At 60.0% G+C, this 16,819-nt stretch carries 15 protein-coding genes and 7 pseudogenes; 7 read left to right on the plus strand and 15 right to left on the minus strand.

Features of this window, described 5'->3' with window-relative positions; translation table 11 throughout:
- Window positions 1-28: 28 nt before the first annotated feature.
- Window positions 29-298: pseudogene (locus tag AC5J09_RS00240) on the minus strand (SRPBCC domain-containing protein); the annotation flags it as partial.
- 855 nt (window positions 299-1,153) lie between these two features.
- Here AC5J09_RS00240 and AC5J09_RS00245 point away from each other — a divergent pair.
- The gene (locus AC5J09_RS00245; protein WP_248447829.1) at window positions 1,154-1,345 is read left to right on the plus strand and encodes a CsbD family protein; all 192 of its coding nucleotides are present in this window, start codon (window positions 1,154-1,156) and stop codon (window positions 1,343-1,345) included.
- Between the two features lie 299 nt (window positions 1,346-1,644).
- Complete coding sequence (locus AC5J09_RS00250; RefSeq protein ID WP_013851096.1) at window positions 1,645-1,854, plus strand: hypothetical protein; 210 nt, start codon at window positions 1,645-1,647, stop codon at window positions 1,852-1,854.
- A gap of 312 nt (window positions 1,855-2,166) precedes the next feature.
- Here the strand turns inward: AC5J09_RS00250 and AC5J09_RS00255 are convergent, their stop codons facing one another.
- The 3 genes and pseudogenes from AC5J09_RS00255 to AC5J09_RS00265 form a co-directional block, all read right to left on the minus strand.
- Window positions 2,167-2,412, minus strand: a complete 246-nt coding sequence (locus tag AC5J09_RS00255) for a hypothetical protein (RefSeq protein ID WP_338280341.1) — start codon at window positions 2,410-2,412, stop codon at window positions 2,167-2,169.
- Between the two features lie 779 nt (window positions 2,413-3,191).
- Window positions 3,192-3,377 carry a Na+/H+ antiporter NhaA gene (locus AC5J09_RS00260; protein WP_494296520.1) on the minus strand — a complete coding sequence of 62 codons (186 nt, stop codon included), beginning with the start codon at window positions 3,375-3,377 and terminating at the stop codon, window positions 3,192-3,194.
- A gap of 90 nt (window positions 3,378-3,467) precedes the next feature.
- Window positions 3,468-3,704: pseudogene (locus AC5J09_RS00265) on the minus strand (DUF1488 family protein); the annotation flags it as partial.
- A gap of 489 nt (window positions 3,705-4,193) precedes the next feature.
- Here AC5J09_RS00265 and AC5J09_RS00270 point away from each other — a divergent pair.
- Window positions 4,194-4,574: a hypothetical protein gene (locus AC5J09_RS00270; protein ID WP_494296521.1), complete on the plus strand. Its 381-nt coding sequence runs from the start codon at window positions 4,194-4,196 to the stop codon at window positions 4,572-4,574.
- Between the two features lie 241 nt (window positions 4,575-4,815).
- Here the strand turns inward: AC5J09_RS00270 and AC5J09_RS00275 are convergent, their stop codons facing one another.
- A complete protein-coding gene (locus AC5J09_RS00275; RefSeq protein WP_494296522.1) occupies window positions 4,816-5,481 on the minus strand; it encodes a DUF924 family protein in 666 nt (221 codons plus the stop codon).
- A 102-nt stretch (window positions 5,482-5,583) separates the two neighbouring features.
- Here AC5J09_RS00275 and AC5J09_RS00280 point away from each other — a divergent pair, with 102 nt between their 5' ends.
- The 4 genes and pseudogenes from AC5J09_RS00280 to AC5J09_RS00295 all read left to right on the plus strand — a co-directional run bounded on the left by AC5J09_RS00280 (window position 5,584) and on the right by AC5J09_RS00295 (window position 8,683).
- The gene (locus tag AC5J09_RS00280) at window positions 5,584-6,507 is read left to right on the plus strand and encodes a LysR family transcriptional regulator (RefSeq protein ID WP_494296523.1); all 924 of its coding nucleotides are present in this window, start codon (window positions 5,584-5,586) and stop codon (window positions 6,505-6,507) included.
- Between the two features lie 247 nt (window positions 6,508-6,754).
- Window positions 6,755-7,074 (plus strand): annotated as a pseudogene (locus AC5J09_RS00285) (DUF1810 family protein).
- 99 nt (window positions 7,075-7,173) lie between these two features.
- Window positions 7,174-7,749, plus strand: a complete 576-nt coding sequence (locus tag AC5J09_RS00290) for an HWE histidine kinase domain-containing protein (RefSeq protein WP_494296524.1) — start codon at window positions 7,174-7,176, stop codon at window positions 7,747-7,749.
- A gap of 259 nt (window positions 7,750-8,008) precedes the next feature.
- Window positions 8,009-8,683 carry an XRE family transcriptional regulator gene (locus AC5J09_RS00295; RefSeq protein ID WP_494296525.1) on the plus strand — a complete coding sequence of 225 codons (675 nt, stop codon included), beginning with the start codon at window positions 8,009-8,011 and terminating at the stop codon, window positions 8,681-8,683.
- A 226-nt stretch (window positions 8,684-8,909) separates the two neighbouring features.
- On the opposite strand, the pseudogene AC5J09_RS00300 reads toward AC5J09_RS00295, so the two are convergent.
- The 10 genes and pseudogenes from AC5J09_RS00300 to AC5J09_RS00345 all read right to left on the minus strand — a co-directional run.
- Window positions 8,910-9,469: pseudogene (locus AC5J09_RS00300) on the minus strand (BCCT family transporter); the annotation flags it as partial.
- A 378-nt stretch (window positions 9,470-9,847) separates the two neighbouring features.
- Entirely contained in the window at window positions 9,848-10,921 is a 1,074-nt protein-coding gene (locus AC5J09_RS00305) for a nucleotidyltransferase family protein (protein WP_494296526.1), read from the minus strand.
- A 295-nt stretch (window positions 10,922-11,216) separates the two neighbouring features.
- Window positions 11,217-11,342, minus strand: a complete 126-nt coding sequence (locus tag AC5J09_RS00310; protein WP_494296527.1) for a hypothetical protein — start codon at window positions 11,340-11,342, stop codon at window positions 11,217-11,219.
- Window positions 11,343-11,642: 300 nt separating this feature from the next.
- Window positions 11,643-11,765: pseudogene (locus AC5J09_RS00315) on the minus strand (DUF433 domain-containing protein); the annotation flags it as partial.
- Between the two features lie 317 nt (window positions 11,766-12,082).
- Complete coding sequence (locus tag AC5J09_RS00320) at window positions 12,083-13,492, minus strand: FAD-binding oxidoreductase (RefSeq protein WP_494296528.1); 1,410 nt, start codon at window positions 13,490-13,492, stop codon at window positions 12,083-12,085.
- A gap of 55 nt (window positions 13,493-13,547) precedes the next feature.
- Window positions 13,548-14,103: pseudogene (locus tag AC5J09_RS00325) on the minus strand (S-(hydroxymethyl)glutathione synthase).
- Between the two features lie 42 nt (window positions 14,104-14,145).
- A pseudogene (locus tag AC5J09_RS00330) lies at window positions 14,146-14,460 on the minus strand (alcohol dehydrogenase catalytic domain-containing protein); the annotation flags it as partial.
- 42 nt (window positions 14,461-14,502) lie between these two features.
- Window positions 14,503-15,189 carry an ABC transporter permease gene (locus tag AC5J09_RS00335; RefSeq protein WP_494296529.1) on the minus strand — a complete coding sequence of 229 codons (687 nt, stop codon included), beginning with the start codon at window positions 15,187-15,189 and terminating at the stop codon, window positions 14,503-14,505.
- A 3-nt stretch (window positions 15,190-15,192) separates the two neighbouring features.
- On the minus strand, window positions 15,193-15,900 hold the full coding sequence (locus AC5J09_RS00340; RefSeq protein WP_494296530.1) for an ABC transporter permease: 708 nt from the start codon (window positions 15,898-15,900) through the stop codon (window positions 15,193-15,195).
- A 71-nt stretch (window positions 15,901-15,971) separates the two neighbouring features.
- Window positions 15,972-16,772 carry a transporter substrate-binding domain-containing protein gene (locus AC5J09_RS00345; RefSeq protein ID WP_494296531.1) on the minus strand — a complete coding sequence of 267 codons (801 nt, stop codon included), beginning with the start codon at window positions 16,770-16,772 and terminating at the stop codon, window positions 15,972-15,974.
- Between the last annotated feature and the right edge of the window lie 47 nt (window positions 16,773-16,819).

The following is a 16,819-nucleotide window of genomic DNA, read 5'->3' on the forward strand; positions in this document are numbered from 1 at the left end:
TTTGGGGGTTTTCTGTAATCCAATTTTACTGCCGCTCGCCGGGCAGGTTGGTATCCTCGAACTTGTCCGTGTAGCGCAAGCGTTCGCTAGCGACGAGCTCGACATATTCGCCGTCAAACGCGAAGTTCCGGAAGGACATTTTGAACGTGCCGCCCACTCTTGGCTCAAAATGATGCACAGTGCAGGCGAAGCCGTTGGGCGGAAGCCGTTTCGCGAGCGCGTCCGCTTCGAGGAACGCGCGATAGACTTTCTCTGGGCTAGTTGCCAGAACACGGTGCAGACGTACGGTGGCAGGCATATTCGCTTCTCCTTGTGAATTGACGGACAGCTCCCATGAAATGCCGACCTTGCACCGAGGACGAAAGAGGCTTCGCCAGTCCGACAGGGGATTTCAGATTTCTTGAAAGCGCGACTATGCTGCCGTTCAGATGTTAGGTCCCCGTAGGACGAGGCTGTCCGATGCCGCCTCATGACAGCATGTCTGCAAAGGCCCGGAAAACGGCCAGCGTGCTCATGAGCCGCCACGGTCGGCGCAGATGCAAGCCATTGTTTTTATTACCATGTCGCACTTGGAAATAGAATGTACCTTATGTGTCCCGTAGATCGCATAATGTATCGACGGGAACATGTCCTTGTGGGTAAGCGGTGTTTTGACCTCACCTTCCGGATCAGTGAGGGATTGACGATGTTGAACCCGAACGAGGGCTTGGACATATGTCGTTTTTCACAGCTTACGCTTACATCCAGAGATGAAGAGCCGGTGCGCCGGTTCGAGGTTTTCACGGGCGGTGTCGAGTGGAACGGCATCGTGAGCGGGTGGCTTGCGGCAGTACCAAGCCTCATAACAGCCCGGCAACAACCGGCGCCCTCGGTGCCAGCACGCGGAAAGAAGTCCTGATCCTCTTCAATTCGATAATAGGCTGGTTGGGTTTAAGATTCCCGAACCCGCAGGCGCAGGTTGATCGTGGAGCTGACCACTTCGGATTCAGGTGCAGGGCGAGGATATCGGTGAAGCCAAAGCTTACGGTTGGAGGGACGCAGCCTGGTGCTGATGCATGTCGCCTGACCAGATCAAATGGGAACAAAGCGCCGAGCCGCTCGTTCGAGCGCCTGTGGGGGCGCAAGTCGCGTCCTCCAAATCGGGAGACCCCGCATGGGCAGTGCAAAGGACAAAGTGGCCGGCAAGGCCAATGAGCTCGCTGGCAAAGCCAAGCAGGCCGCAGGCGATGCAACCGACAACAACTCGCTCCGCGCCAAGGGCGCGGCGCAAAAGGCAAAGGGCGGTGCCCAGCAAGCCAAGGGAAAGCTAAAGGACGCAGTTAAGAACGCTGTCGACAAGACTTAAAGCATTGAAGCTGCGGTTAGTGCGAACCTGTTCTGCGCCCTGCCGGAACAGGTTTCTCTTGTGAGAGGAATGCCCCTCCGAGCATTTGCCCGAGAATTTAAGCTACTGGTCGATAGTAGCTGCCCTGAAACATCGTCGTGGCCCTGCCTGCCAAAGTGATTCCAAAAAATCAGGGAGTTCGCAATGGCTTCACAGACCTTTGTACGCTATCGAAGGGCCCCTCAGGCGACCTTTATGACCAGTTCGGGGGAACCGAGCGGAGTCCCGTGCGTTCCCGACTATCGACTCGGAAAACTCCCATGCACAATCAAAGATATAGCGTGAAGCGTGAGCAAGATGGGACCTGGACGGTCTTCGACGTCTTCACGGGGGAGCCAGCCGTCATTGGCCCCGACAAGCTCTCCTCGCAGCTCAGCCCCGAGGAGGCCGACGAGGTCGTGGGTTTACTCAACCTGCTGGACGCCATTAGGCGGGACATCTTGGAGGAGCCCCCTCCGACGATCCATTAGGGGGGAGCTATAGCTCGGTGCCCAGAAGCCGGGCATTTTCTTGACCGAGATGATCTATCAATAAGGCGAGGGCGCTAACTCCTCGCCGTCACGCCTGACCAAATGTAAAGCGAAAAGAGGCCGGACATCATCCTGCTCTCATAAGCGTCTTGTCGTACACCCGTGGTCACCAGCGGTTAATGGCGCTGTCGCGGCGCTCGAGCTCGAAGCCGGATTTCTGACCCGCGACAATCGAATTCATCCTTCGCATTCCACAGCAGAGATGTCGATGCCCCCAAACCGGCATTCCGGGAGCCGCTCGACGGCGTGGCATCACATGTCCCGCCGCGGCAGAGGGTACGCGTCGGCTTCGTAAAGCGTTCGCATCTGCTGGCTATTATAACGGGTCTCCTCGACCTCCAAAACGGTGCCGCGGAGCATGGATGCCGGCATGTCCTCGATCGCAAAGCGAAGGGCTTCAGCAACTGAATCAAAGCGCTTGTACCGAAGCTGGCTCGTTCTTCTTACCGTCTTGCAGGGATATAGTCCCGCGCCGGCACTGTAATCAAATGTCGCCATGGGTTCGCTCGTTGGTTACAAAGAGAGTGTCGCGGGAGAGCCTCATACGTCTGTCAAGGCGCTGCTGCTGCTCAATGGGCTTCAGCTCCCTTCTTGCCTGGCCTTTGGCCATCAGGTCCTCCTGCATTTTCAGTTGGTTGACTTTCAATGGTCGGCATCGCCAGCCCCCTGCGTCCAGTCAGCAAGGACGAAGCGTTCCAACTCGGAGGAAGGAGAGCCTCGCGCCCGGTGCTGCTGACTTGAACCGCTTGATGCGTGGTGCGGCTGCGGGCTCGCCTTCACGCATCTGCCGAAGCCGAGCGTTCGCGCCGTATCCAAACCCGCTGACGCTGACGAGATTACGAGCTGTACTGTTAAGGTGGAGGTCGGAAGACATGCTGTCCTCCTTTCGTTGGGGCCAGGACACCAAGGCCCCGAAGCAGCAGTGCCCTTGATCCGCCTGCTGAAGCTAGCAGCATGCATGCTTTAACGGACATGCGCAATGGCGACCGGGTCTTTGTTATCGATCAAAGCGTGAAAGGTTTCGCACGACGAGTCGACTCCGAGCGAAGCGGCCGACGATAACATCCCTTGCATCCGAGGATTCCGATCGAGCCTATCGGCGAAGCCCGCGCCACCGCCGTATTTAACGCGCGCTTCGAGCAGTTCAGAGTTTATTGCGCGCGTTGGGCATTTCAGAGCTTTTACTACGCGTGCTGGTCTTTTTCCGTGGGGGCGGTCGCGGAACAGATAGTCGAGAGACCGCCTTCGCCATGAACCCTCCGTCACAGCGAACTGCATTAACGTCTGCCCGGAGAAACCTGCCAGGTTAACAGGAAACTAAGAGCTGCCGAGATGACGGAGGCACCGAGGATGCCGAGATTGACGGAGTTCGGAAGCTCCGGGTCGAAAGCAAGGTCGGCAATGGATAGAGAGATGGTGAAGCCGATACTGGTCAGCAGGCTTCCCGCCGTCAACAGGCTCAACGGGACTCGTCTAAACGAGTCCCGAAGCGGAGTTGCACAGCGAGGAAACTGAAGAGCAGATTGGCAACGCGCTTGCCGATCCGCTGGTATTTAATGCGTCTCGGGGCTGTGACGGATCAGCATGTGGTTGATCTTAGCGGACATCCGGGTGTAGGGATCGCGGCGGCCACTGCAGTAGGCCTTGCGTGCGACATCGTGGATGGACGCACGCGATGCGTCGAAAGCAGGTAGGAGCTTCGATTCCGGGATTTCCGATCTGCCCAATTCGGCATCGGCTGTGAGGAGCGCGTCGGCCTCGACGAAGAACCGCACTTCGAACATACCGTCAATAACAGCGTCACAATCAGCGTGCCTCTGTTTCGCCCGACGCCCAGACGCGCGGATCCAACGTCCCGCCGTTCTGTTTCGTTAGGGCTCCCAGCACGCGCCGGTTCTTGGCTAGCTTGGTGTCCTTGCCATTACGAACGAAGCGAGTTCCCGCGCCGGACCGGCGCGAGACGTTTGTATCGAAACTCGTGGTGAATAGCCGTCCTCTGAGGGCGGGAAGCCAGATCGAGTGCCTCAGCTAAATCAACAAGTTGTATCGGTGTCCCTCAAGTGGGCCTTAAACAAGGTCTTCGGTATCGTTAATTCGGATAACACAAGGTGAGTCCCACTGAACCGATCGGCCGGCTCGGTCCGCCGTTAGGACTGCGAGAAGGCTCCGTCGAACTGATCCACAGGCCGCCAAGATCAAGTGGGTGGTCGCGCGGAACTAGGAACATCCGGACGCAGGCAGCGTTTACATTCCAAGCCATCATGCACGGGGAGGTGACGATGAGAAAGCACTCCCGCAAAATTTCGCCTGAGGTGCGCTCGGCGCTCAGCGCGTTTCTCAGCGCGTGTCAGAAAGAAGCCCGGCCATTTGCGACTTCTGAAGCCCTCGGGGCGGTGCGGCGCGTCTTCCCTGATCTTGATATTTCAGATGCCGACCTTTTGGATGCAATCATCAGCGAAGCATCCGCGGCAGGTTTCGACGTGGATATCCCGGGTCCTGCTTCCGCGGCGCGTATGAGGAATTCGCTTGAGGAATGGGATAGGGAAGGCGGCGCAATTGACAGACCAGGCCGCGCCGGCACGAAGGGCAGGCACGACAACGATACGAGTGGCACGAGACGGCGGGCAAAGGCGACCAAGGACCGTAATGAGTTGCTCTAGCGGGCTGCGACTAAGCATCTGGTAGTTGGATCGGCCGCATCGTTCACATCGGTTGCAGTGGACCTCGCCGCCGGCTCAATGAATCCCTTTTGCGGAGCAGTTCTCCTTCGAACATCCCGATGCTTGAATCATTTGCAACAGAGCGACCAAAGCTCAGCTGCCGGCGCAAGGAAAAGAGCGGCGTTACTGGGAAAGCTCTTTTCCGTCTTCGGCGGGACTTCCCCCGCGTGCCTGTCAGGGCTCATCCCGCAAACCCGCCCTCGTCCAAAAACTGCTGCTCCTCCGCTGTCAACGTCCGCCCGAGTATCTCGTTTCGGTGCGGGAAGCGGCCGAAGCGGTGGATGATGTCCCGATGACGCTTGGCGTGGGAAAGGCTCGGCTCGCCCAGGCGCTGGGCAAGCTCGACCGATCGTTCCTGATCGGCGCGGCTTTCAGAATGGCCGAAGGGGAGATAGAAGAAGAGTTGCAGATCTGGCGGCCCCTCGAGATCGTAGCCGGCGTCGACGGCGGCCCGCGCAATGCCGAGCGCCAGGGAGTCCGTGTCGTACATGCGCGGTGTGCCGCGAAAGGCATTGCGCGGGAATTGATCGAGGAGAATGAGCAGCGCCAGCGTCTTTTCCGGCGACGCCGTCCACTTAAAAAGTTCCCCGCGCGCAGCCGCCTCGTGGGCAGCGAGGAAGCGTTCGCGAAACGCGCGATCGAATTCGCCGTTCTTGGCAAACCAGCGTGCCGGCCCGGCCTGGCGCCAGAACGCGATTACAGCAGCCGCTTCGTCCGGCGCCGCAAGCGCTTTGCGCAGCCGCATGTTGAAGGCTGGGTCTGCCGGGGTCGGGGCGGGGCTTTGCGCCTCGCTTGGCTGAAGACTGCGCAGCGTCAGGGATTCGATATACCAGCTGAAGTCGTTCATATCTTCCTCCGCTTGAGTTGCGGCGAGGCCACGTCGCCTAGCCCATTGCAGAGAGAAATACGCCGTTGCCGATACTGAATGAAGTGATATGATTGCAGGATTATGCTGAACCAGGTCGATCTTTCTGGCGCCGATCTCAACCTGCTGGTGCTGTTCGAAACGGTGCTCGAGGAAAGGAATGTCGGCCGCGCGGCCGCGCGACTGAACCTCTCCGCCTCCGCCGTCAGCCACGGTCTCGGCCGCCTGCGCCGGCTGCTCAATGATCCGCTCTTCCTCAAGACACCGAAGGGTGTGGTACCGAGTGAGCGCGCCAAGGAGCTGGCGGCGCCGATCGCCGACATTCTGGCGCGGGTGAGAAGCGTTGTCTCCAGCGCGGAACCGTTCGATCCGGAGCGCTCCCGCCGCCGGTTCACCATCGGCACTGCCGACGGTTTCTCGGTGTTCCTGCCACCGCTGCTTGACGAAATCGCCCGCACGGCGCCGGCTATCGACATCGTCGTACGGCACATGCAGATGGAGTCGGCGATTACCGACCTCGATGGGCGGCTGATCGATGTCGCGGTCGCGCCATTTTACGAGCTGCCGGCCCGTTTTGCCGCCCAAACGCTCTACGAGGAAGAATTCGTGGTCGCGGCGCGGATCGGCCACCCGTTCCTGCAAAACCCGACGCTCGAAAACTATTGCCGCATGCAGCACCTGCTTGTCGCGCCCCGGGGCGATCCCACCGGCCTCGTCGATCGACTGCTCGAAAGCCGTAACCTTTCCCGCCGGGTGGCGCTCGCCGTGCCAAATTTCATGTTGGCGCTCGATCTCGTCGTGAAAACCAAGCTGGTCTCCGTTTTGCCGAAGCGCTTCATTGAGATGCACGCGGGGCGGTTCGCCATTGCCACTGCAAAGTTGCCGCTGGACCTTCCCGTGGGGAGCGTCCAGGCAGTTGCGCCAAAGGCGGCGCTGATGGATGCCGGTCTCGTCTGGCTTCTAGAGGTGCTCGGGCGGGCCGGGCGGCAAAGCTGCTCCATTGCATGAAGGCGAGCGAAATCGCTAATAAGTTGGCAGGTAAGATTGGCCATCGCCTACCGGGTGTCGGACCGTTACTGTTGTTCTGGCAACTCGTTTGGCGGATCACGGGCGTTCTTCCGACGTCAGGAGCGGGCTCGAACACTTCGGTGTCGCCGGCTGTTGGCGGCTTCAGAACTCCGGCCTCCGCACGGGGAGCGACGCGGCAACTCTCATTCTGAGCGCCAGTATCGGTGTCCTTGGAGAAACCCATTGGATGTGGTTCATCTTCGCGCAACTGCGTGCGCTTGGACGGTCTCCCACCGCGAACTTCTACGGCATCGGCTCTATCGAGGAGGCTCGGGCTTATCTCCGACATCCCGTGCTTGCCGATAGATTGGCGCTGGCGGTCAATGCGGTCCTCGGGTATCTGACCGTTCCGCCCAAGAGATTTTCGGCTCGCCCGACGATCTGAAATTCCGCTCGTCGATGACGCTGTTCGGTGAAGCTGCCGCGGAGGAAGGGGAACGATTCCGGCTCGCTCTTAAGCGTTTCTCTAGTTCCGGTCTCATTGAGGATTTCGCCGATTCACGATGACGGCGTGGTAATCGGCGCTTCGAAGATCGCCCGCGACATCAGCGAGCGCAAAAGGGTGAGCAGCAAAAGGACCTGCTCATCCGAGAGATGGCGCACCGGATGGAGAACCTGTTTTCGGTCTCGAGCAGCGTCGTCGCGCTCAGCGCGAAGAATGTAGATAGCGCCGAAGAACTCGCTTCTGCGGTCACGGCGCGCCTGCGGGCGCTGGCGCGGGCGCATGCGCTTACCTTGCCCTCGCCGCACGGCAGCGGGGAAGACGAGGGTCTCGCCAGTTTTCAGGCGCCGCTCGCTGCGCTGCTGTCGCCGTATGAGGGGGACGCGGCGCAAGGGCGAGCGCGCGTGACGACGCGCGGGTTGGACCTGCCCATCTCTTCCAACGCAATGACCGGCGTTGCGCTCGTGGTACATGAGTTCGTGACAAACGCCGCGAAATACGGGGCGCTTTCGACGGATACCGGCTACGTGCATGTCGAATGCCGAGACTGCGGCGACATGTTGGAACTCGTTTGGGTGGAGCGGGGCGGTCCGGCGGTAGCGCCGGCCCGAAAAGAGGGGTTCGGCACTAGACTTGCAAGGACGACGATCGAGGGTCAGTTCGGTGGCGAGATTGTCCGGCAGTGGCACCCCGAAGGTCTTGTGATTCGCCCGATCGTTCCGAAGCAGAGACTACAATAGGCCGAAAAGCTCACCTTGGCGAGTTGCCGGATCACTCGGGCGTGCACCCTGCAAAGATCGCATAATGCATCGACTGGCACTGACTGGCTCTTTTTAAACTAAGCGATGGCCGTTGGGCCGTTGGCGATCAGTATGGTGGTATGGTGGGCCGGCAGGAATTGAACCTGCACGGCCCGGATGCTGCGGGATATTTACGAACTTAACAAACTTGACGAACTTCTGCATCTTGCCTAAATTGTAGCGCAGGAGGCTGAAGACCATGCCCACTACGAAAACTGTTGCCAACGAGCCCCGAACCGGTTCTTCCAACATTGCGCTCTCGATGAAGCTACCCCGGAAGGCAGATTTCGAGAAGGCGTTGATCAGGCAATACGCCAAGGCGATTAAGCTGAGCCGAAAGGCCGGCCATCAGGTCAGTTTCCGTGTCGTCGTGGATCCGCTGGCTGGAGCGCAGACGATTTCAGTTGTTGAAGAAGAACCGCAGTCTCATCAGGATGCTTTTCCGGTAGAAGAGGTGCCAGAGCCGGATGACGAGCTCCAGGCAGCGTTGACTGCTGCACGGGAGCGCGGCCGGCGTCGGGTGGCGGAGATTCTCGCGGAGAATGATATGCTGAGCGCCGAAACGTTCGCGGACCTGCTCGGCGTTTCGCGTGTCACGGTCAATACAAAGCGCCAGAACGGGCAGGTTCTTGGTCTCGACGGAGCCAAGCGGGGCTTCCGTTTTCCGTCATGGCAACTCGACCGGGACGGTCGGCCCTATGCCGTACTTCCGAAACTGCACGAGATCCTCGGCGGTGCATGGGCGGTTTATCGCTTCCTTGTGACGCCGCATGGCGCTTTGGATAGCCGGAAGGCTCTCGATGCGCTGAAACGCGGTCAGGACGATGAAGTGGTTGCAGCGGCTGAGAGTGTCGCCCGCGGTGATTTTCTCTGAATGACCGCGATAAAGCCGCCTTCGGGTTTCGAGAATTCCCTTCTCGACATCGAAACCATTCCTGCCGGTCGTCGATTTGGACGTATCTATGCGAGCGTCTTTCCCGACGCGTTAGGATATGGAAAGACGCCGAGCCGGTTCAGTGATCCCCGCCGGCGTGACCCGGGAAGGCGGTTTGGCGTCGTCTATTTGGGCGACACACTCAAGGTCTGCTTCCTGGAAGCGGTCGTTTGACTCCCGCGTCGAGTCCCGCGACGACCGAAACCAGCGCAATTGCCGTAATCCCGGTAATGAGGAGAACCTTCATCGTATCTGTCACCGGAACTCCTTAGACTAGAGGAAGTTAAAGCCGGCCAGCGCCTGTTCGGCGCCGAAGCCGAGCGAGGTCGCCAGGCCGAAAAGTGTCGCGAAGACGGCCATGATGTCGATGATGTGGCCGATCCAACCACGTACGCGTTCGCCGAAAATCGGGTAAAAGGCGGAGCGCACCGACATAGGTATGCCCTTGTTGTAGGCGGCCAAAGCCAGCGAGAGGCCGACGACTGCATAGATCGCCCACGGATGCAAGCCCCAGTGATAGATGGTGGCTGCCATGGCGGCTTCGCGCGCAGCCTCGACCGTTTCAGCATTCACCACGCCCACGAGCATCGGGCTGGCGATGCCCAGAGGCGGGTTGCTAAAGTGATACATCGGCTCGAGCACGCCGAAGAACATCGGTCCGATGCCCATGCCAGCGGCGAAAAGCATCGAGAACCAGCCGGCATACCCAAAGTCTGGCATGGCTTCGAGGACGTGGAAGAAGTTGAACGTGATTTTGCCCTCCGTCTCTCGGTAGGGAAGGATCCCTGCATTTATCCGTCTTTCAATCAGCACGAGGTCAATGCCGAGAATTTCGGCCGCTTCCTCCGGCGTGGACACCCGACGAGCGAATGCAGGCGGCGGGCGGTCCGTACCGAGCAGTCGTTTTCCATCCCCGAATTCGACCTCAAGGCGTTCGATCAAAGCACGCTCGTCATCCGTCAGATCGTCTTGCCAGATGAACGCCAGTTCGCCCGATACAGCGCCCATGCCGTCTCCCGATCGATGGGCCGAGCAGCATCCCTGTTCCAGCACAAGCTAGCAAGGCCGGGGAAGCCCGTGGGCACGATTTCCCCTGTCATGTCCCTAGTCCTTGCCGAGTTCTTCCGGTTTCACGCCAAGGGCGTCCGCAAGAGCTTCCTTCCCATCAGCAGGCATCAGGGCGAGGCCAGCCGCAAGCCCTTCCTGCCACGACGGCCCGCGATCCCATGCCTCCTGGTATGCGTCCGCCAGAGCGACGCCCTGCCGAGTTTGCAGCATGGCCTCGAAGAGCGTTGCCGCCTGCAAGAGGTCCTTTGCCCGCTTCGCCCTCCCGAGTGCGTCTGTGAGCCGCCTAGAGGCCACGATAAGCTTGTGGACCGCATACCTCTCGGGAGCCGGGACATTCACGCTCACGCCCTCCCTATGCAGCAGCACGGTCCTGACAGGCTCGTAGATCAGGTAGTCGAGGAACCGGAGGTTTTCCGCCGATGCGCCACCGAGGGCAGGCATGGGCGAGGGCCTGCCCGTGTATTCACCCGAACCCCGGTTGCTCGTCAGGAATTCCACCCGGTAGTTGTTCCGGTTGACGAACGCAGTCACCCGCGCCTTGTCGGCCTGATGTGGGACCGCCCGAAAGGACGGATCCACCCCGTGCAGGATGTCCAAGATTGGCGGCAGGCTGTCATCGACCTCCTGCGAAATCGCGAAATCCATTGCCAGGTCGGCATCACCAGTCTGCATCGCCGTCGTCGGCAGTCGCACGCCAAGGACGCCCGAATAGCAGCCATAGGCGACCGATCCGACGAGGACGCCACGCAGGCGAAAGAAACCCGCGTCAGCGAGCGCCTTTGTCACATCGCCAGCGAACCGATCAGGACCCGACATGCCACCCGATCGTATCAACGTCGAAACCAGTCGCCGCCGCTCCCGCATGTTGTCCTTGATGTCCCGGTGTCGTTGGACACGAGCCGCGATCTCGGAATCGGCAGCGGGCCCGACATAGCTCCGCTTGTCCTTTCCCTCGGGAGTAGGCATGTCGAAATAGAAGTAGTCCTTGCCCTTCACGGGGACCGTGACGAAGCGGCCCTCGAGCGGGAAGTCGGCGTGGAACTGCGCGTCGAGAGACTGTTGAGCCAACTCCGCGAACATTGTGCGGAATACAAGGTCCATTTCCCGCATCTTCAAATGCCTCGTTATAATGTCCCTGCGGAAACATTATAACCTCGCTTTTCATTGTCAAGCCGGGGCTTGGGCGGGGAAAATAAAACTCCGGTTTCCCGGGGTTAAGTGGATGTCGTTAAATTCAATTGATGACGGTTCTGCCTGCTCATCGGCCCCCCGCACAGCCAGGTCGATAACATGATGCACGAGGAAAGCATCTATGAGGTAGTCGGCAAACCCAGCGTCATCGGCAGCATCCCCTCCTTAAAAAAGTGGTTGTCGATGTAATCGACAGGGTCCCACAGCTTGCGGGTCAGGCTTCATTCTCAGGTTCGATCCGATCGACGACCTTTTCGAACGAGCGGTTGGCTATCTCCATGAGTGCGGCTCGTTCGTCTGCGGTTGCGGGCAGCGTTTCGATGACGGCATGGGAGTCCATGTCGAATATCCTTCGAGGACTTGGCGAGAACTTGTCATTAGCATTTTCGGTTCGCCGACCGATACTGGCTCTAGCTACGCGGCCTGTGTTCCATGACGCCAGGCGACCGCTTTATGCGCACATTGCGCGAGCGTAGGATATGGCGGATCATTGGAAACGCAAGCTCCCCGGCGATTTACCCACAGCGTCGCTCAAAACTGCGCTCTGTTATAATGTTTTTGTGAAAAAATTATAACTCCGGCGAGTTCCTGCAAACGTGGGCTTTCTTTACGGTTGTTTCACTTTGAATCCAATACCACCGAAGGCGTCTGGCAGGATGTGCTCATCGATGACGCGATTGATGTCGCGTAGGCTCACGCGTGAGACAAAGGCGGCCTCGCTCGCCTTCAGCATTTCCGCAATTGCGGGCATGTGAGCCTCCATATTAAATCTTCCGATGTGTCGGAATATATAACTCGCGAACGATGATATCAAGGCCTTGTCGAGGCGTTCCGAGCCTCCCTAAAGACGAGTGTCCAGCACCGCGGCGGTGCGTAGCGCCGCCCCCGCGGCCAATCGACGATCACATCCATGAGAATAGGCAGTTTGACATCGCGCCCGAGGGATGGGTAGATCTCCTGCCTGAAGTCGTCACGCGGTGTTGTCGACGGAAGGCTCGTTATCGCGTCGACCGTCCTGACCGATGGTGCAGTGCAGGACTGGTGGATGCCCAGATATGACCCCCGCGAATTGGCAGCCATCTAGACGGTGCTTGGCTGTAGCACCTTTCCGGGGTTGAGGAGCGCCGGTGCGTCGAGCGTGTCTTTGATCCGGTGCATCAGGGTGAGTTTCGCCGGGTTGGATAGAGCCGATAGCGGCACCACCCGCTTAGCGCCGATCCCATGTTCGGCAGAAAAGGACCCGCCCAGCGCTCCGATATCCCGGTAGATCGCCTTCTCGACAGCGCTCGCCTTGTCGGCCGAAATGTCGCTGCCGGTGCTGTTGAGAACGATGTGGAGGTTTCCGTCGGCAAGATGGCCGAAGACATAGGGATCGAAAGCGGCATCGATCGCCTTCAGATCGGCGAGGCACCGTTCGAGATAGGACGCTATCTGCGAGAGGGGAATGGAAACGTCATAAGATGGCGCGCCCGGATGCCGCCGATAGATGAGGTCCGTGTCCTCGCGAAGCCGCCAGAGATCTGCCTCCTGCGCGCCCGAAAACGCGATCACGGCCGAGGTGTCGGGCTGAAGGGCAATCATGTCCACATAGATGCGCGCGAGCTCTGACTGCAAGGCGGCGGCGTCCGCGCCGCCAAGCGTCATCAGGAGGTTGACTGGGTGGTCTGTGGCGTAGTCCGGGGCCGACCAACGATGGTGACTGGAGGTCAAGCGGAAATAGCTGCGCCAGGTGGCTTCGGCGGCGCGCAGATGGCCGTATTCGGCTTCGAGCCCTCGGCGAACCGTCTGGAGCGCTGTATCCACCGAGGCTAGGCCGAATAGGACTGTCGCGGTGGTCAAAGGCTGGGGTTCGAGTTTGACGGCAATCCGCGTTATCACGCCGAGCGTGCCTTCCGCACCGACAAACAGGTGCTTCAGATCATAGCCGGCGGCATTTTTCACGACCCGGGTCAGGTCTGTATAGACCGAACCGTCCGCGAGCACCGCCTCCAGTCCCAGAATCCGATGCCGCATGACACCGGATCGGAAGGCTGAAATCCCCCCGGCATTGGTCGAAGCCATGCCGCCGATGGTGGCCGAGCCGCGAGACGGCAGATCGATCCCCGGTTCAAGGCGATGGTTCGCGGCCGCCACTTGCAGCGCTTGCAGCGTCACGCCGGCTTCCACCACTGCAACACGCTCGACCGGGCACAGGTGCAGGATGCGATTGAGACGGGCGGTGGAGAGCACCAGTTCGCCCGGTTTCGATAGGCCGCCGCCTACGAGCCCGGTTCGCCCGCCATGTGTGACGAGGGGCACACTGTTGGCGCGGCAGCATTTGATAATGGCGGAAACCTCCTCGGTCGTGCCTGGAAGGACGACGGCGCCGGCGCCAAGATTTTCCGGCGCCACGCCGTAATCGATCATGGCGACGGCCTCGCCCACCCTGAAATTTCCGTCACCGACGATGGCCCGGATTTCGGCGGTGAATTCTGGTTTCAGACGGTGCATTGGACAATTCCTGTCGATGACATCGGGAAATAGGGAGAGGCTGATTGCAGGACGCTCAGGGCGTTTCGGCGTAAAGGGTGCCGTTTTTCTTCGCTGTCCAGGTGGCCAGGTAGTCCATCAAAGCGGAGTTGAGGCAGTCGTAAGTGGAACCCGCAGCCGCGTGCGAACGCCGTCCATCTGTGCCGGGTCATAGCCGCTCTCGATGATCGAAGAGGCAAAGGCCGCAAATCCCGGTTTCGCCCAGACGTGGTCTCGAAACGTTCCGGATGCACGAAGGACACGCCCTTGAACGGACGGTCACGTTCGACAGGGGCGTACATATTCCGTGCGGGCATGACGCTGGATGAGGGCAGCCGGATCGACGACCGTGACCTTGCCGCCGTTTTTGACGACCTGGACATTGTCTGTCGGCGAGGCGACGACAGAGAAGACGGCACCTTCGGGCTTCCAGCACTTGATGCAGCCGCACGCGTAGTTATGGGCGATGTCGCCTTTGATGCGGACCTTGACGGGTTGCTCGCGCAGTTGCAGACGAGCACGCCGCCGGAAAAGGCGGCATCCGTCGCTTTGAACCCGCTGTCGATGGATGGATGTATCGCGATGCTTGGCATGGGCTTCTCCTCCTTCATGGCCGGCGCGGTATGCGCAGCCGATAGGTTCGTCTTGCGGCTGAGGCAGGACGGGCAGGAGCGGCATTCCGGCGTATAGAGCGGAATGACATGGCCGCCCTTCTTGACCGAGGTGACGCCCGGGCCGACATCCACGACAAGGCCCGCACCCTTCATGGCCGAGAATGGCCGAAAGAGGCCTTCCGGATCGGCGTCGGAAAGCGTGAATTCGTCTGTGTGGCAGATCCCCGTCGCCTTCACCTCGACCAGCACCTCGCCGGCGGGCGGGCCTTCGACCTGCAAGGTCATGATTTCAAGCGGTTTTCCGGCCTGAACGGCTACGGCGGCGCGTACGTCCATGGTCTTTTCCTTTCAAGATTATCCGTCGTTTCAGAGATTTCGCTACCGCGGCAGGTAGCGCGTAAGACGGACTTCCAGCAGCCGGACGAGGGTAATCAGCACCAGATTGATCAGGAGGTAGAGCACGCCGGCGATGGCGAAGACCTCCAGGATCGCATAGGTCTGGCTCATCAGGCGTTTTGCATGGCCGGTGATTTCCAGGACGGTGATGGTCGACGCAAGGCTCGTTCCCTTGACGACGAGCACGAGTTCGTTGCCATAGGCCGGCAAGGCCTGCCTGATGGCGAGCGGAAAGGTGATCCGACGAAAACACAGGAGCCGCGACATGCCGCAAGCCTGCGCGGCCTCGACCAGGCCGCCCGGGATCGACATGAGGCCGCCGCGCAGGATTTCCGAGGTGTAGGCAGCGGTGTTGAGCGCCAGCGCCATCACGGCGCAATGGACGCCGTCGCCGATGATCCACCAGAGGGCAGGATTGTCGCGCACGACGGAAATCTGGCCGAGGCCGTAGTAGAAGAGGAAGAGCTGGACGAGCAGCGGCGTTCCCCGGAACACGGTGCTGTAGCCCTTGGCGAAACGACTGACGAACCTATTTTTCGAAAGTCGCATGACCGCGAGCGCGAGCCCGAGGTTGAAACCGACGGCAACTGAGGTGAGTGTCAGGAGAGCGGTCAGCCACAATCCCTTGGCAAGGGTCGGAACGGCGAGCCGGATGAGGTCGAGATCCATGGCCTATTTCCTCGTACGTGGACGTAGAAGGCGCTCGATCCGGTCGAAGCCACCCTGGCTTACCAGCGTGATGACGAGATAGACGACAGCCGCAATGAAGTAGAAAATGAAGGGATGGCGGGTGGAGCCGGCTCCGACGAAGGCGGCACGCATCAATTCCTGCAGGCCGACGACGGAGACGAGGGCGGTGTCCTTGATCGTCGTCTGCCAGACATTGCTCATGCCGGGCACCGCGATCCGCAGCATCTGCGGCGCGATGATCCGGCGGAATATACGCCTGCCGGGAATGCCGAGCGCCCGCGCTGCCTCGATATGGCCGCCGGGAATGGCGGCAAGCGCGCCGCGAACGACTTCCGTGGAGTAGGCGCCCGATATGGCTGCAATCGCGATGACGGCAATGATGAAGGCATAGCCGTTGCCGGCCAGCCCCTCATAGCCGAAGGCGGCGGCGATCTGCCCCACGAATTCGACGGAGGAAAAGAAGAGAAGATAGATGATCAGGAGTTCCGGCACGCCGCGCACGATCGACGTGTAGAAATCCACCGCCAGCGTCAGCGGAAAAAGCCGCGCCCATTTGGTCAGGCCGCAGGCAATGCCGATGACAATGCCGACGGCCATGCTCGCGACGCCGACGGCGATGGTGATCGCCGCACCGCGCAGGATCGCGGCGATCCAGCCGCCCTCCCATACCTGCCAAATTCCCAGTTCCATCGGTCCTGCCCAAACTCTTCATGCCTGTCGGATGCGGCGTTCCCGGCAGCATTGCCGGGAACGCCCGTTGGTTATTGCTGGCAGGGCCGAGAAATGTCCGACTTGAACCAGGTCTGGCTTGCCTTGCCGATGGAGCCATCGGCGACGAGTTCACAGAGCGCCCTGTCGATGCGAGCCTTCAGCTCGGTGTTTTCCTGGGCGATTCCAACGCCAATCCCTTCACCCAACGTCGGATCGGACGAACTGGGAACGTTGAGGTCGATCAACTGAAATTCTGTGCCTTCGGGCTTGTTCAGAAAATCGTCGAGCGCCGATCGATCTGCGAAGGCTGCGTCAATACGGCCGCTGGCAATATCGATCTGCATCTGGTCGAGCGTGTCGTAGGTTTTTAGATCGGCGTTTGGCACTTTTTTTTCGAGATAGTGCGCATGGGTCGTGCCAGCTTGCACACCGACCTTCTTTCCGTCCAGCGCTTTGATAAGGTCGTTAAGGTTGGTAATTCCGACGAGGGACGAGGTTCTTGGGACGACGAACATGTTGGCCAGTTCGGCATAGCCGATGGAGAAGTTGATCTCCTTCTTGCGGTCCTCGGTGATCGACATGCCCGAAATGATGATGTCGAAACGCTTGGCCTTCAGCGCCGGAATGAGGCCGTCAAAGGCCTGCACGACGAACTGGCACTTCATCTCCAGCTTGGCGCAGAGCAGGTTGCCGACATCGGCATCGAAGCCCGTGACGTTGCCGACGGCATCGGCCATGCTCCACGGCGGATAGGCGCCTTCCGTTCCAATCGATAATTCGCCCTCCGCGGCCTGCGCCGTCGTGAGGCCGGTGGCAAAGAGCGTTGCGAGCAACAGACTTTTCAGCTTCATGTTTTGGTTCCCCATGTTGAGCTTCGTTGTTGAGCGGGTAGGGCGGG

This window comes from Sinorhizobium sp. (assembly GCF_059070375.1).